General features: G+C 42.3%; 14 protein-coding genes. 7 read left to right on the forward strand and 7 right to left on the reverse strand.

Annotation, left to right across the window (positions count from 1 at the left end; genetic code table 11):
* Window positions 1-62: 62 nt before the first annotated feature.
* Both ACYVIL_RS03805 and ACYVIL_RS03810 read right to left on the reverse strand, forming a co-directional pair.
* Complete coding sequence (locus ACYVIL_RS03805; protein ID WP_303474808.1) at window positions 63-1,409, reverse strand: class II 3-deoxy-7-phosphoheptulonate synthase; 1,347 nt, start codon at window positions 1,407-1,409, stop codon at window positions 63-65.
* A gap of 188 nt (window positions 1,410-1,597) precedes the next feature.
* Window positions 1,598-2,083, reverse strand: coding sequence for a low molecular weight protein-tyrosine-phosphatase (locus ACYVIL_RS03810; RefSeq protein ID WP_460311612.1), 486 nt, complete (start codon window positions 2,081-2,083; stop codon window positions 1,598-1,600).
* 98 nt (window positions 2,084-2,181) lie between these two features.
* On the opposite strand from ACYVIL_RS03810, the gene pepE reads away from it, so the two are divergent.
* Window positions 2,182-2,883, forward strand: a complete 702-nt coding sequence (gene pepE / locus ACYVIL_RS03815; RefSeq protein ID WP_460311613.1) for a dipeptidase PepE — start codon at window positions 2,182-2,184, stop codon at window positions 2,881-2,883.
* Here the strand turns inward: pepE and bioD are convergent.
* The 4 genes from bioD to bioB are packed head-to-tail and all read right to left on the reverse strand — an operon-like array spanning window position 2,875 to window position 6,654.
* Entirely contained in the window at window positions 2,875-3,552 is a 678-nt protein-coding gene (gene bioD / locus ACYVIL_RS03820; RefSeq protein ID WP_303474811.1) for a dethiobiotin synthase, read from the reverse strand. The two genes, pepE and bioD, sit on opposite strands and share 9 nt — an antisense overlap.
* The gene (locus ACYVIL_RS03825) at window positions 3,549-4,349 is read right to left on the reverse strand and encodes a methyltransferase domain-containing protein (RefSeq protein WP_460311614.1); all 801 of its coding nucleotides are present in this window, start codon (window positions 4,347-4,349) and stop codon (window positions 3,549-3,551) included. Before ACYVIL_RS03825 ends, bioD begins: the two co-directional genes overlap by 4 nt.
* A complete protein-coding gene (gene bioF / locus ACYVIL_RS03830; protein ID WP_460311615.1) occupies window positions 4,342-5,541 on the reverse strand; it encodes an 8-amino-7-oxononanoate synthase in 1,200 nt (399 codons plus the stop codon). Before bioF ends, ACYVIL_RS03825 begins: the two co-directional genes overlap by 8 nt.
* A 3-nt stretch (window positions 5,542-5,544) precedes the next feature.
* Window positions 5,545-6,654, reverse strand: coding sequence for a biotin synthase BioB (gene bioB, locus ACYVIL_RS03835; protein WP_460311616.1), 1,110 nt, complete (start codon window positions 6,652-6,654; stop codon window positions 5,545-5,547).
* Window positions 6,655-6,752: 98 nt separating this feature from the next.
* On the opposite strand from bioB, the gene bioA reads away from it, so the two are divergent.
* A complete protein-coding gene (gene bioA, locus ACYVIL_RS03840) occupies window positions 6,753-8,042 on the forward strand; it encodes an adenosylmethionine--8-amino-7-oxononanoate transaminase (RefSeq protein ID WP_460311617.1) in 1,290 nt (429 codons plus the stop codon).
* Window positions 8,043-8,049: 7 nt separating this feature from the next.
* On the opposite strand, the gene ACYVIL_RS03845 is transcribed toward bioA, so the two are convergent.
* Window positions 8,050-8,430, reverse strand: coding sequence for a hypothetical protein (locus ACYVIL_RS03845; RefSeq protein WP_303474816.1), 381 nt, complete (start codon window positions 8,428-8,430; stop codon window positions 8,050-8,052).
* A 224-nt stretch (window positions 8,431-8,654) separates the two neighbouring features.
* On the opposite strand from ACYVIL_RS03845, the gene asnS reads away from it, so the two are divergent.
* The 5 genes from asnS to ACYVIL_RS03870 all read left to right on the forward strand — a co-directional run bounded on the left by asnS (window position 8,655) and on the right by ACYVIL_RS03870 (window position 15,027).
* The gene (asnS, locus tag ACYVIL_RS03850) at window positions 8,655-10,052 is read left to right on the forward strand and encodes an asparagine--tRNA ligase (RefSeq protein ID WP_303474817.1); all 1,398 of its coding nucleotides are present in this window, start codon (window positions 8,655-8,657) and stop codon (window positions 10,050-10,052) included.
* A 126-nt stretch (window positions 10,053-10,178) separates the two neighbouring features.
* Complete coding sequence (locus ACYVIL_RS03855) at window positions 10,179-11,576, forward strand: pyridoxal phosphate-dependent decarboxylase family protein (RefSeq protein WP_460311618.1); 1,398 nt, start codon at window positions 10,179-10,181, stop codon at window positions 11,574-11,576.
* A gap of 197 nt (window positions 11,577-11,773) precedes the next feature.
* A complete protein-coding gene (locus ACYVIL_RS03860; RefSeq protein WP_460311619.1) occupies window positions 11,774-12,763 on the forward strand; it encodes a paraquat-inducible protein A in 990 nt (329 codons plus the stop codon).
* Window positions 12,750-14,432 carry an intermembrane transport protein PqiB gene (pqiB, locus tag ACYVIL_RS03865; protein WP_460311620.1) on the forward strand — a complete coding sequence of 561 codons (1,683 nt, stop codon included), beginning with the start codon at window positions 12,750-12,752 and terminating at the stop codon, window positions 14,430-14,432. The genes ACYVIL_RS03860 and pqiB overlap by 14 nt, the downstream gene beginning before the upstream one ends.
* Window positions 14,425-15,027, forward strand: coding sequence for a PqiC family protein (locus ACYVIL_RS03870; protein WP_303474821.1), 603 nt, complete (start codon window positions 14,425-14,427; stop codon window positions 15,025-15,027). The genes pqiB and ACYVIL_RS03870 overlap by 8 nt, the downstream gene beginning before the upstream one ends.

The following is a 15,027-nucleotide window of genomic DNA, read 5'->3' on the forward strand; positions in this document are numbered from 1 at the left end:
AAAGCCAGTTGAATTAGCAACTGGCTGAAATAGTAAAAAAGTACAAAGTAGTCAAAACTACATTATTTACCACTTTTCAAATGATCTGCCACTAAAAATGCCATTTCTAACACTTGATCAGCATTCAAACGCGGATCACATTGAGTTTTGTATGCTTGAGCAAGATCGTCGTCACTGATTTGGTATGCCCCACCAGTACACTCCGTCACATGCTGCCCTGTCATTTCTAAATGGATACCACCTGGATGTGTCCCTTCAGCACGGTGAGCTGCGAAGAACTGTTGGATTTCACTTAGAATATCATCAAAGTTTCTAGTTTTGTAACCACTCGATGCTTTTTTAGTGTTGCCGTGCATTGGATCTGAACTCCACACGACCTTTCGTCCTTCAGCTTTCACTCGACGTAGTAATTTAGGCAGATTTTGCTCAAGCTTATCTGCCCCCATGCGGGTAATAAACGTCAAACGACCAGCGCTATTATCCGGATTCAAGGTATCGATCAACCTCATCAATTCATCTTCTTGAATGGTAGGCCCAATTTTAACCCCAATTGGATTATGTATGCCACGGAAGAACTCTATATGCGCATGATCCAATTGACGAGTACGCTCACCAATCCACACCATGTGTGCAGAACAGTTATAAGGCTTGCCAGTTAAAGTATCAATGCGGGTTAACGCCTGCTCGTAATTTAACAATAGCGCTTCATGGGAAGTAAACAAATTGGTTTCATGCAACGTTGCGTTATTAACATGGTTGATACCAATTACATCCATGAACTCTAGCGCATCTTGCAAGCGGTTAGTGACGTCTTGATAACGCTCACGTAACGGATTGTTCTCAAGAAAGGTCATATTCCAACGGTTCACTTGATGTAAGTCAGCTAAACCACCTTGCGCGAAAGCACGTAATAAGTTTAGGGTGGAAGCCCCTCGATGATATGCCTCAAGCATCCGGTTTGGATCTGGCATTCTAGACTGTTCAGTAAATTCAAAGCTATTGATGATATCCCCGCGATAACTCGGCAGAGACACGCCATTAATCGTTTCTAGGTCAGACGAACGCGGTTTTGCATACTGCCCAGCCATTCTGGCAACTTTTGTTACCGGACATTTTCCTGCAAAGGTTAAAACGATGGCCATTTGCAGGATAACTTTAAAGGTATCTCTGATTTTGGGCGCATTGAATTCATCGAATGATTCGGCACAATCACCGCCTTGTAACAAAAACCCTTTACCTTCGGCAACATCACCTAGTTGTTTGTATAATTGCCTTGTTTCTTCAGCAAATACCAACGGAGGATAACTATGCAGTTTGCTTTCTACGTCTTTTAGTAACGCTTGATCTTGATAAGTAGGTTGTTGCTGGATCGGTTTAGACCTCCAGCTGTCAGGTTGCCATTGGCTCACACGCTTTCCTTTAATAAAGTCAAAAAAAGCAGGATAAACCTGCTAAATAAAATTTAAGGGAAATTACCCTATTATGGCAGTATAGTACAATGTCTATATGCACTAATCTATTCGACTATCGACTATAGTTGCGAATAATTATGTTTATAGAGGATGTGGTATTTGATGCTGAAACGTTATCTAAATTATTAATCTTCCCACACGATTAACGCAGAAATATGTTCAATCAGACCATCTGCTGATGATTCGATCAAATCCAGTACGTACTCAAATCCTTTTTTACCGCCATAGTAGGGATCAGGAATTTCTTCTTCCTCTAATCCTGAAAAGGACATAAACAACTTAATTTTATCCTGATGCTCATCAGGACATTCACTTTGTAACCCCCGCAGATTCATTTCATCCATGGCAATCAAAATATCGAAGTCGTTAAAGTCTTGTTTGGTAATCTTGCGGCAAGATATTCCCTCAAAATCATAGCCCCGTGCTTCACCAACAGTAACGGAACGCTCGTCTGGTGGCGCACCAACATGATAACCCTGGGTTCCTGCCGAATCTATTTTCAACAACAATCCTTTTTCCTTGGCCTTTTTTCTAAACACGGCCTCTGCGCTTGGCGAACGACAAATATTACCCAAACATACAAACAATACAGAGCGAATTGTTCCAGCCATTCAAGTTGTTTCCTATTCCAGATTCTCTTATGCTTAATATTCTATTCTATCTAGCTAAAAATGCGCGTCTAGCGTTAAATTCATTTCAAAGGAAAAAAATGTCAAAAAAACGAGTACTCATGCTAAGCAGTTCTAAAGTGGGGAATGAAGAATACTTGGCGAACCCGAAAACAATGATACTGCCATTTTTAGATAACGTTCGAACGGCAATCTTCATCCCCTACGCAGGTGTGACAATGTCTTGGGATGACTACACAGATAAAGTACAACAAGCGTTACCAGAGTTAAACATTTGTGGAATACATACGGTTGAAGACCCAGCTGAGGCTATCGAACATGCCCACGCAATAATCGTGGGCGGTGGTAATACCTTTAATTTACTTTATCAGTTACAAACTCATGACTTAATTCATCCCATACAAAATAAAGTGAACGCCGGTACCCCTTATGTAGGTTGGAGTGCAGGATCTAACATTTGTGGACTGAGTATTAAAACCACTAACGACATGCCGATAATCCAACCCCAATCATTTTCTGCCTTAGCATTGCTGCCGTTGCAAATTAATCCTCACTACAGCGATTATCAACCACCGGGTCATAATGGTGAAACAAGAGCTCAACGCATTGAAGAGTTTTGTGTTTTAAACCCAGACATCCCCGTTGTGGGTATCAGAGAAGGAAGTGGGTTATTGCTTGATGATAAAGACCTAACCCTACTGGGTGATTTAGATGGGGTGATATTCAAAGGCAGAGATCATCACAGTATTGCTGCCAAATCAGCCCTAAACCACTTATTGTAATAGTCTTTCAATCGATAAATACTCTGCAGCTTGTTTAGTGTTTGCCAGTTTAGGGACAACACCAAGACAAGGTGCGGGTAGCAAGGCTTTTAAACTGTCAATATTGTCCTGCAAATATAACATCTGGTCATCAATCTGATTCGCAACCCAGCCAATGACTTCCAGACCATCAGCGCTGATAGCTTGATAGGTCAGTAATGCATGATTTAAACACCCTAACTTCATCCCTACCACCAGCACCACTGGTATTTTATGTTGAATGACAAAATCAGATAAAAATGCACATTCGGACAAGGGTAATCGCCAACCTCCAGCCCCTTCCGTTAGCAGCAAATCTGCATTTTGATTCACTAAATACTGGTACGCAGAACTAATTTTCTGAGTCTCTACGGTAACGCCCATTCGCTTGGCAGCTAAATGGGGGGCAACAGGATCAGCGAAAGCAATAGGGTTAATGCGTTCATAGGCCATCCCTTTAGTGCTGGCAGCTAACAAGGCAAGGGCATCATCATTACGTAGTCCTTCTGCAGTTTCACTGCAACCCGCCGACACAGGTTTAAACCCAATTGTGCTGAGTCCTCTATCTGCTGCGAGTTGCAGAATTGCTGTCGCGATAACGGTTTTTCCCGCATCCGTATCCGTTCCTGTTATAAAAATTGAATGACTCATATGTTTTTACTCAAGACTAAAAAACTCACTTCATAAGACAAGGGTAATTGCCCATTAATCGCAAAATCTTGATTATATATGCGGGCAAACTCTGCTAATGATTGACGACTCAATCTGCGGTGATTACCCGTTTCTGGCACTACGTTTGCGCCAATATGACGAATACTATTTAATAAATGAATCGCTGTTTGGTGCCAGGTAGTATAGGTTTTTTGATGTTCTTCTACGCTGAATCCACTTTTTATCGCAGCGCTGACTAATTCACGGTGAGACAAGAACTGATTGACTCTTGGCACGGCATCAACCTTTGCCCAGGTTTTGTGTAATTCAACCATTGAACCTGCGCTCAACAAGGCTAAGACCCCTTTGCCTTGGTCGGTTAAAACACGATTTATCTCATCTAAGCTAGTCTGAATGGGCGTACACCACTGCAATGCCATGCACGAAAATACGTTATCAAAGGATTTATCGGCAAATGGTAAAGCTTCTGCATCTGCAACATGGAAGTCAATATGCCCTTTAGTATTTTTAGCTGGGTTACACTTTTTCGCCTGCTCTATCATACCCGTTGCTAAATCGACACCAGTAACACCTTGAAACTTATCTGCTAACCTTTGGGTTAATCGTCCAGTGCCACAGCCAATATCTAATAAACTGCCGGACTTATTCCCGGTGACCAATTGAATGGCATCAAATCCAATATCCAATTGTACTTGTGCAATATCATCATAGCGGTGAGCAGATTGACTAAATTGATAAGCAATTCTGCGCTTCTTTTCAGCAAGAAGACTATTCATTTAGCAACACCTGATAGCGCCTGAGCACTATCTCTAAACCATCCACAAACGCCTCTATATCAGTATTTTTATGACTTGCAGATAAGGTTATACGCAGTCTATCTGTGCCTTTAGGCACTGTTGGATAACGAATAGCCGTTACCCATAATCCTAGCTGTTTTAAATCTTCGCTAATTCTCAAACAGGTAACTGGATCGCCTATTATTATGGGTTGAATAGCCGTGCTTGAATCCGTTAACGGGATGCCCTTTTGTTGACATAGCAATCTAAATTGGGCTATTCGCTGGGTCAATGCTTGTTGTTTACTGCCATCTGCCAAAGATTGAAAACTTGCATGGGTAGCCAGCGCCATAGCGGGTGGCATTGCGGTGCTATAGACATAGTGTTTAGCAAAGTTAACTAAATAGTCGATAAGAATTTGTGAGCCCGCCACAAAGGCACCAGATGTCCCTATACCTTTACCAAAGGTTCCCATTAGAATTGGCACCTGTTGTTGGCTTAAATTAAACTGCTCTACACTGCCTAAGCCTGTTTTTCCCAACACGCCCATGCCATGGGCGTCATCCACCATTAACCAGGCATCATGCTGCTGAGCGACGTTTTGTAGCTCATTTAAACGTCCCAAATCACCGTCCATGCTAAATATTCCTTCGCTGACAATCAGCTTATCTGTAGCAGAAGACGACAAATCTGATGATGGATTAGTCTTCAGTAAATTGGTCAGATGATTAACATCGTTATGTCGAAAACGTTTAAACTTAGCGTCGCAGAGTTTACCCGCTTCCATGAAAGAGGCGTGCATTAACTTATCGGCCAAAATACATAAATTAGGGTGAGACAATGCTTGGCAGACTGCTTGGTTTGCAGCAAAACCAGAGTTGAATAATAATGCAGCTTCTCGGTTTAAACCCGTTGCTAAAAAGTCTTCTAGCTGTTGATGTGCGTCAGTATGACCAGTAACCAAAGGAGACGCACCGCTGCCTACACCGTAGCTAGAAATTCCCTCAACCCAAGCCTGCATGACGGCGAGATCTTGGCGTTGGCCAAGGTAGTCATTACCGGAAAAACTTAAATAGTGCCGACCATCAATTTCGATCATAGCGCCAACGGAAGAACCAATTATCTTACGTTGACGCAATAAGCCTTCACGTTTACGAGCATTGAGTGCATCTTGTAAATAAGCAAAAGCCACTGGCTAATTAGTCGTCTCAGACAAAACCGTCACAGGTTTAGTGGCATCATAAAACAACTCACTTTCTGCTTGTCCAGCTTCTTTGTCTTGAATCTCTTCCATTAATGCAGCTTCGTGGGCTTCGTCTGAATACTCGCGAGTTTGTTTTGAGTTAATTCCCAACTTTTTAAATAACATCACATCTTCGTGGGTATCTGGATTAGAAGTGGTTAATAATTTACATCCATAAAAAATCGAATTTGCCCCCGCCATAAAACACATTGCTTGCATTTGTTCATTCATGGCCTCACGCCCGGCAGACAGACGTACAAAAGACTTAGGCATTAAAATACGCGCTACTGCAATGGTACGTACAAATTCAAAAGGGTCCAAATCTTCTACATCATCCAATGGTGTGCCTTTAACTTTCACTAACATGTTAATGGGTACACTTTCCGGATGCTGTTCTAAATTCGCCAACTGCATTAATAACCCAGAACGGTCATCAGACTCCTCGCCCATCCCAACAATACCGCCAGAGCATACATGCATACCCGCATCACGGACATTCTGTAAGGTATCTAAGCGGTCTTGGTATGTGCGAGTGGTAATTATATCGCCGTAATATTCTGGTGAGGTATCCAGGTTATGGTTGTAATAATCTAAACCCGCTTGCTTTAATGCGATTGCCTGATCCCGTGTTAACATACCCAACGTCATGCAGGTTTCAAGGCCAAGCTTTTTCACCTCTTTGATCATCTCCAACACATAAGGCATATCGCGATCTTTTGGATTACGCCAAGCGGCTCCCATACAAAAACGCGTTGAACCTGTGGCCACTGCCTCCTTGGCGCGCTGAATGACTTTTTCAATTTCGAGAAGGCGCTCTTTTTCTAAGCCGGTATCGTAGCGGACACTCTGCGGACAATATTTACAATCTTCCGGACAGGCCCCAGTTTTAATCGACAATAGTGTGCTGACCTGCACATAATTAGGATCGAAATGTTGGCGATGAATACATTGAGCCTGAAAAAGCAAATCATTAAACGGTAAAGCGAACAATGCATTCACTTCATCCAATGTCCAGTCGTGTCTAATCTCTGCGGTACCTGAAAAATCTGCTGGAATCGCCATATTTGGTCCTTTACTATCGAATTATGTTCGCATAGTCTAAGCGCCGCTTAAACATTGTCAACTCTTATCAGCTATCCAGATTTACAAGTGAGTAAAATTTGAACAATCAAAATCTTTCTGACCTCGAATTCGATCAAAAGCATATTTGGCATCCTTACACTTCTGCCATTAACCCCCTTCCCTGTTATGAAGTTGAATCTGCTGAAGGGGTATGGTTGACGCTTAAAGATGGAGAACGCTTAGTTGATGGCATGTCCTCTTGGTGGGCAACCATTCATGGATATAACCACCCAAAATTAAATCAAGCCGCCACAACACAGCTAGCAAAAATGTCTCATGTCATGTTTGGTGGAATTACCCATAAACCCGCTATCGATTTATGTAGAACCTTAGTCGATATCACCCCGGAAGGCTTGGAACGGGTATTTCTAGCGGATTCGGGCTCTGTCTCGGTTGAAGTCGCTATGAAAATGGCGTTGCAATATTGGGCATGTCAGGGTGCGCCTGAGAAGTTTAGATTTATCACCCCTCGAAATGGTTACCATGGCGACACCTTCGCGGCTATGTCAGTGTGCGATCCAGTCAACGGTATGCACAGTTTGTTCAATCAAGCATTAAGCACTCAAATATTTGCTCCTGCCCCACAAACTCGCTTCGAACAAACCTGGAATGAAGATGATATTGGGCCTCTAGAGGACTTAATTCTCGCCCATAAAAACGAAGTGGCAGCGTTAATAATCGAGCCCATAGTGCAAGGTGCCGGTGGCATGCGAATATATCACCCCGAATATCTCCATCGCTGTCGTCAACTGTGCGATCAGCACAATATCTTACTAATTTGTGATGAAATCGCCACAGGCTTCGGGCGCACTGGAAAACTGTTTGCATGCGAACATGCTAACATTAGTCCAGATATCATGTGCGTAGGTAAAGCGCTAACTGGGGGCTATATGACATTGGCTGCAACTCTGTGCACAGAAGACGTGGCGTTAGGAGTGTGTGCGGGCGAACCAGGTGTGTTCATGCATGGTCCTACCTACATGGGAAACCCGCTAGCTTGTGCCGTTGCCAATGCGAGTTTAGCATTGCTAGGGGATAACAAATGGCAATCACAAGTGGCCAATATTGAAAAGCAACTGCAACACCAGTTGTTGCCATTAAAAGATCATGTTGCCGTTGAAGATGTCCGAGTGTTAGGGGCAATTGGCGTTATTGAGTGTAAAAAAGCGGTTAATGTTGCTGAATTACAAAGAGTGTTTGTGGACAATGGGGTTTGGATACGCCCATTTGGAAAACTCATTTACATTATGCCGCCGTTTATTATTAATCAGCAACAACTTAGTCAACTTACTGCAGCCATTGCAATTAGCTTGCAAACACTCAACTAAGACGGACTTATAAATCAGATAATATCCACACTAAAACAACCACACTAATCGCCAATAGGATAATAACATTTATCCCAAAATAATCGTTTCGGCGGCGGGTGCGATAGCGCCGCATAAATAACACAAACAGGCTCATAAAAGTACATAAACCCAGCAGCAAAATTAAGTATATGCTAAGTGACATAGACCAGTCTTCTCGCCCGGTTACTCCCCAATATTCTTGCACACCAGATATCAATTCAGGTCGGGCATAATGGAAAACAATCAAGGAAGCGACAAATATCACCCAAGCAACGATATTCAATCCCAATACAATTTGGTAAAATTTATCGTGGCTTCGTGGCGTTTTTCGGCGATTTTCACCCTGCCAAGGGAATGGATCAGACATATTCTCTGTTTAGCGCCTATTTTTACTTGAGTCTGTCATTTAGCTAAGTAAGATTACACACCTTATTTAAATGATAGAATCTAGTGACATTTTAATTATCTAGCATATTAACTGTAGAGCATTAACTAAGTTTCATCTAGGTGATTGTTTATCCTAGTCGTTTATCATATTTTAGTTTGTAATCAAAAAATTGCAGGTTACCCCTGCTGTAGTGGAGAATATCAATGGCGCATGCCCCAGTGGTTGACGTGTTAACTGGCAAGTACCCTATCGGGGAACAGGTAGTTTTGAAAGGTTGGGTAAGAACCCGAAGAGATTCTAAAGCAGGGTTGTCTTTTATCAACTTACATGATGGAAGTTGTTTCGACGCGATTCAGGTGATTGCCCTGAATACTATGGAGAATTACAGCGATATCCAACGTCTTACTACGGGTTGCTCAATTGCGGTAACTGGCGAAGTAAAAGAGTCCCAAGGAAAAGGTCAAGCGCTGGAAATTGAAGCCAAGCAAGTTGACATTCTTGGTTGGGTAGAAAACCCTGATACCTACCCAATGTCGGCAAAACGTCACAGTATTGAATATCTTCGTGAACACGCACATTTGCGTGCCAGAACCAATGTCATTGGCGCCGTTACCCGTGTTCGTAACTGTTTATCTCAAGCGATACATCGTTTTTTCCACGAACAAGGCTATTTTTGGATCAGCACACCAATATTAACCGCCAGCGATACTGAAGGCGCCGGTGAAATGTTTAGAGTGTCCACTTTGGATATGATGAACATCCCTAAGACCGAACAGGGTGAAGTTGATTACTCCCAAGATTTTTTCGGAAAAGAAACCTATTTAACGGTTTCTGGCCAATTGAACGTTGAAACGTACTGTACTGCAATGTCTAAGGTATACACTTTTGGCCCTACCTTTAGAGCCGAAAACTCGAATACAAGTCGCCATTTAGCAGAATTCTGGATGATCGAACCCGAAGTCGCCTTTGCGGAACTTTCTGATGTTGCCCAACTTGCCGAAGACATGTTGAAGTATGTGTTCAAAGCAGTGCTCGATGAGCGTGCTGACGACATGGCGTTCTTTGCACAACATATTAATAAAGATGTTAAAGACAGAATGGAAAAAGTGATTTCCCAAGATTTCGTCAGAATGGATTACACCGATGCCATTGAAATACTGAAAAACTGTGGCAAAAAGTTCGAATTCCCCGTGGATTGGGGCGTCGATTTGTCGTCAGAGCATGAGCGCTATTTGGCCGAAGAACATGTAGGTGCGCCAATTATCATGCAAAATTACCCCAAAGATATTAAAGCGTTTTATATGCGCATTAACGACGATGGAAAAACCGTTGCAGCAATGGATGTATTAGCGCCGGGTATCGGTGAAATCATCGGTGGTTCACAACGTGAAGAACGTTTAGATGTGTTTGATCAAAGACTAGAAGAAATGGGTCTGGATAAAGAAGATTACGCCTGGTATCGCGACCTGCGCCGTTACGGTACGGTTCCACATTCAGGCTTTGGTTTAGGATTTGAGCGCTTAGTGGCCTATGTGACAGGTATGCAAAATATCCGTGATGTCATTCCCTTCCCACGTTCTCCAGGCAATGCAAATTACTAACACTGCGAATTTAAAATATACCAACCAGTCAAAAGCCATCTGAAAAGATGGCTTTTTTTAGTTATTTTTCTCAAAAAGTACAATTAGTGATAACGTAAAGACACATTTAAAACGAGAAATTCACTCATGTCTAAATTACAAAATATAATGTTCGAACAAGTACAGACTTCAACGTTATTAAAGCAGGCTTGTGATAGTGCTATTTCTTATCAAAAAAACAGTCATCAAAGAGCCGTTTATCCCAGTCAACAAAGTTTAGAACTATTAAAGGAATTTGACACACAATTACCAGAGCATATGGGTGATGGAGAGGCTATTTTAGACTTACTGGCAAAACAGGGCGAACTCAATACGGTGCGCTACTCAAATGGTCGTTATTATGGGTTTGTTAACGGCTCCGCCCTGCCAATAGGGTTAGCCGCAAAATGGTTAGCCGATGTCTGGGATCAAAATGCTGCGTTATTTGTCACCTCTCCTATCGCAGCTAAGTTGGAAAGTATCTGTCAGCAGTGGTTACAACAACTGTTTGGCTTGCCCACCAATACGGTAGCAGGCTTTGTTGGCGGCACATCCATCGCTAGCTTATGCGGAATAGCAGCGGCCCGTTATCGCCAGTTGAGTCATTTAGGTTGGGATATCACACAACAAGGTCTGTTTGCTGCACCAGCCCTACGCATCATTTTAGGCAGGCAAACCCATAGCAGTGTGGTGAAAGGATTAAATATACTTGGATTTGGCCAACAGCAAATTGAGTGGGTTGACTGTGACCAACAAGGTCGAATAAAGGTTGAATCTGTTCCTCCTTTGGATAAAAGCTGTATTATCGTTTTACAGGCTGGAAATGTTTGTAGTGGTGCGTTCGATGACTTTCACACTATTATCCCCAAAGCCAAAGCAGCGAAAGCTTGGGTGCATGTTGACGGTGCCTTCGGACTATGGGCCGGCGCTTCGCAAAGATTTGCCACATTAACCAAAAGCATGCACTTAGCTGACTCTTGGTCGGTTGACGGTCATAAAACCTTAAATACGCCCTATGATTGTGGTGTTATATTATGCGCAGACGCAAGCGCCCTAACCCAAGCAATGCAACAACAAGGCTCTTATATTCAAACCAGTGAAAGTCGCGATAATATGATGTTCACACCTGATATGTCGAGACGGGCTCGGGGCATTGAATTATGGGCGTGTTTAGCTTACTTAGGTAAAAGTGGTATTGCCGAGCTTGTAGACTTACTGCATCAACATGCCGTTTATTTCGCCAAACAAGCTGAAATTGCAGGATTTAAGGTGTTGAACGAGGTAGTTTTTAATCAAGTTATCCTAAGTGCAGGTTCAGATGAATCTACCCAAAACATTCTAAAGTCCATTCAAAACTCAGGGGTTACCTGGTGTGGAGGCGCGACATGGATGGGCCAACAAGTTATTAGAATTAGTATTTGTTCCTGGGCGACGACCCAAAGTGAGATAGATAAAAGCATCTCGATATTTTCTAACTGTTTAGCTGAATACAATCAACCTATGTGAAGGTTTGTCGATATGAGTAATGGTTTATAATAATGGGTAAAGGATTATCTGACCCAATTCATAGTGGAAAAACGATCTGTCAGCAGTGTGATACAAATGTGCTTGTCCCTCGTTTAGGCCATAGACAAAAAGCCAAATGCCCCTGTTGCGGCCATGTGTTAACGCAACACCTCCATTATGCAAACCAACGTATAATTATGTTTGCCGTTAGTGCGTTGATTTTTTTATTTCTGTCGATGCCGTTTAATTTCCTAGGGTTTAGCACCAACGGGCAATATCATGCTATCGGGATCATCTCCGGTTTAGACGTGCTAATTTTGAACGACTATATGTTCTTAGCGGTCGTCCAATTACTCTCTATTATCATAGTTCCAGCCATCGTCTTAATTGGTTTGCTACTTGTGCTTGTGCCTTTTCCCCCGAACAAAAATGTGCACACGTCAAAAACCATACTAAACATCGTTTATGCACTTATACCATGGAGTATGGCAGAGATATTTTTAATTGGCGTGTTAGTTAGTTTAATCAAAATCCGTTCTTTTGCCGATATTAGTATTGGCCCTTCATTTTATGCCTACATAGGTTTCACTGTGTGTATGGTCGCCACGATGTTATCCATGGATAAACATCAACTCTACATCACTGCGACCCGAACTCAGCACAGCAAAAAGAGGCTACCAAAATCGGAGAGTATACAACGCACCTGGGCCTTACTACTCACTTCAGTTTTACTGTATATTCCAGCCAATACCTTGCCTATCATGCATACGGTATTTTTGGGAACAGATGAGCCCAGTACCATTCTAGGTGGTGTTATTTCTATGTGGCAAAGTAAGTCTTACCCCATTGCTTTAGTTATTTTTATTGCCAGTATAGTAGTGCCTATTGGTAAATTAGTTATCTTAATTTGGCTTAATTATTGTGTACAAACAGGTACATTTAAAAAGCAAAATAATCGAATATTCTGGTATCGATTAACCGAGTTTATTGGCCGGTGGTCAATGGTTGATATATTTGCCGTTGCAATTTTAGTTAGTTTAATTCAACTTGGAAATACCATGAGTGTATTTCCAGGCCCAGCTGCATTAGCATTTTGTGGAGTGGTAATACTTACGATGTTAGCGGCAATGACATTCGATCCTAGATTAATTTGGAGCAATACGGACGCACAAAATGACAGACAATAATAATCAACAAGCAGACTCACAAGCAGCAGAAATAGAGTCCAGTCGGATAATCTCCAAGTTCTGGCTAATTCCGTTAGTTGCTCTGTCCATTGGCATGTGGATGGTTTATCACCAATGGGCAAATCAAGGCCCGTTAATTACCATCGAATTTGTGTCTGCTTCTGGTATTGAAGCTGATCAAACTAAAATAAAAACCAAAGATGTAGAAATTGGAGTGGTCAAAAAAGTCGAGTTAAAACCCGATTTAAGTGGCGTTATTGTTACCGCAAGAATGAATCCAAGCGCAGAAGTATTATTGGGTGAAAATAGCAAGTTCTGGTTGGTGCGTCCTCGCGTTTCCCTTAACGGCGTTTCGGGGTTAACGACCTTACTTTCCGGCCCCTATATAACCTTAGAACCCAACACAGAGGGCGAACAATCCAACGAATTTGTTGCCTTAGAAACCCCGCCTACAACTGCAGCTGGAACCCCAGGCCTACAGATTTCCTTAACTAGCGACCAGGAGTTATCTTTCAAAGCTGGCGACCCCATCATTTATAAAGGATTAAAAGTGGGGGAATTTGAAGACATGCATTTCGATGTAGATAAACGTGTGGTGTCCTATAACGCCTTCATTCAAGCGCCCTATCATAAACTGGTAACCGAAAATACCAAATTCTGGAATGCCAGTGGTATCAGTCTCGACTTAGCCGCAAATGGCATTGAAGTCAAAACCGGTAGCATCGAAACCATTCTCACCAATGGCGTCACTTTTGGTATTCCAGACGGCATGCCTACGGGGGATTTGGTGACAACTCAAGCATCATTTGACATTTATAAAGACTATGAAAGCGCATCTAATAAACGCTACAAACTCGGGGTCAATTTTGTCTTAATGATCAAAGATAGCATTCGCGGACTAACCGTTGGTGCACCGGTAGAATATCGCGGTCTGCAAATCGGTAAAGTGGTTAAAATTAATCTACCCGGTTTGGCGCAAAGTAAATTGCTAGACGAAGAGTTTGCGATCCCTGTTCTGATCACTATCCAACCTAGCAGAATGCAGCAGCCAGATGACCAAACCGGTGTCGACATTGTGCAAAAACAAACTTTGCGTGGCATTGAACAAGGTCTACGCGCTTCTCTTAAAATTGGAAATATAGTGACTGGCGGGCTGTACGTAGATTTACAACATTACACTGATGCCGAACCCGAACCTTTAAGCAGTTTTCTTGGTTATAATGTCATTCCTACCACCTCGGGAGAATTTGCTCAAATCACCCAAAAAGTGAGTGGCGTATTAGACAATATAAACGCTATTCCATTTGCTGAAATATCTCAAGATGCTAGTCAACTTATGCGCACTTTCAGCTCGACTGCACAGGCATTTCAACAAACCATCGATACCCTTGATGGCCTGCTTGTAGATGTGAAAGATCAGCATACCAGTGAAAATATCAACCATGCAGCCGAATCCTTAACGCAATTGCTTAAAGACTATTCTGCAGGCTCCAAAACCAATCAGGAACTGATATCCACGATGCAGCGCTTCCAAACAACTTTGGAGCAACTCACCCCGTTACTGCAGCAACTCAATCAAAAGCCAAATAGTTTAATCTTCAGTGATGGTAGCTCCCCCATAATTGAACCTAAAGCACAATCTTTAAACGAGGAAATTCAGCATGATTAGGCCTGTATTTTATATGTTGGCAATAATGCTACTGTTGGTTGGTTGTGCAACAGAAACGAATACTAATGTACAATATTACCTACTCGACAACGCCACTTCCATGCCTGTCCATGAGGATCTTGCACAGCGCTCCACAACCGTTGTTGTTGAAACCATTGAGTTAGCAGATTATCTGAAGCACGCTGGCTTAAGCATGCAGTTAGATGAACATCAAGTTTACTATTCTAAGCAACATTTCTGGGCGCAACCTTTGCAGGCAAGTATTCAGAATGCACTGATAAAAGACCTCAATAAAAATTCGAACACGACCTCTTTCTATACTCCAAAGCAAGTTAATTCGAGTCAAACCGACCTCACCCTAAGTGTAAAAATAAACCACTTTCTGCCTACCAATAAATCGAAAGTGGTTTTAGTCGGCCAATATTGGTTATATAATGATCATCATCAGAAAGATTTGACTCCATCAATGTATCACTTTAAGTTTGAGTTACCACTGGCAAAAAATGGTTATGGACATGCCGTAGGAAAATTGCGAAACCTAGTGGAAGACTTGAGTAAAGACATAATAAATAACATGGAAAACGTTAAAAATTAA

The organism is Aliiglaciecola aliphaticivorans (genome assembly GCF_054782055.1).

What these genes read in the sequence shown, in the direction of transcription:
- ACYVIL_RS03870 (WP_303474821.1), top strand. Translation starts at nt 14,425, where the DNA reads ATGATTAGGCCTGTATTTTATATGTTGGCAATAATGCTACTGTTGGTT.
- ACYVIL_RS03845 (WP_303474816.1), bottom strand. Translation starts at nt 8,430, where the DNA reads ATGTCTGATCCATTCCCTTGGCAGGGTGAAAATCGCCGAAAAACGCCA.
- ACYVIL_RS03855 (WP_460311618.1), top strand. Translation starts at nt 10,179, where the DNA reads ATGTCTAAATTACAAAATATAATGTTCGAACAAGTACAGACTTCAACG.
- bioB (WP_460311616.1), bottom strand. Translation starts at nt 6,654, where the DNA reads ATGGCGATTCCAGCAGATTTTTCAGGTACCGCAGAGATTAGACACGAC.
- ACYVIL_RS03810 (WP_460311612.1), bottom strand. Translation starts at nt 2,083, where the DNA reads ATGGCTGGAACAATTCGCTCTGTATTGTTTGTATGTTTGGGTAATATT.
- ACYVIL_RS03825 (WP_460311614.1), bottom strand. Translation starts at nt 4,349, where the DNA reads ATGAATAGTCTTCTTGCTGAAAAGAAGCGCAGAATTGCTTATCAATTT.
- asnS (WP_303474817.1), top strand. Translation starts at nt 8,655, where the DNA reads ATGGCGCATGCCCCAGTGGTTGACGTGTTAACTGGCAAGTACCCTATC.
- ACYVIL_RS03860 (WP_460311619.1), top strand. Translation starts at nt 11,774, where the DNA reads ATGTTTGCCGTTAGTGCGTTGATTTTTTTATTTCTGTCGATGCCGTTT.
- pepE (WP_460311613.1), top strand. Translation starts at nt 2,182, where the DNA reads ATGTCAAAAAAACGAGTACTCATGCTAAGCAGTTCTAAAGTGGGGAAT.
- pqiB (WP_460311620.1), top strand. Translation starts at nt 12,750, where the DNA reads ATGACAGACAATAATAATCAACAAGCAGACTCACAAGCAGCAGAAATA.
- bioD (WP_303474811.1), bottom strand. Translation starts at nt 3,552, where the DNA reads ATGAGTCATTCAATTTTTATAACAGGAACGGATACGGATGCGGGAAAA.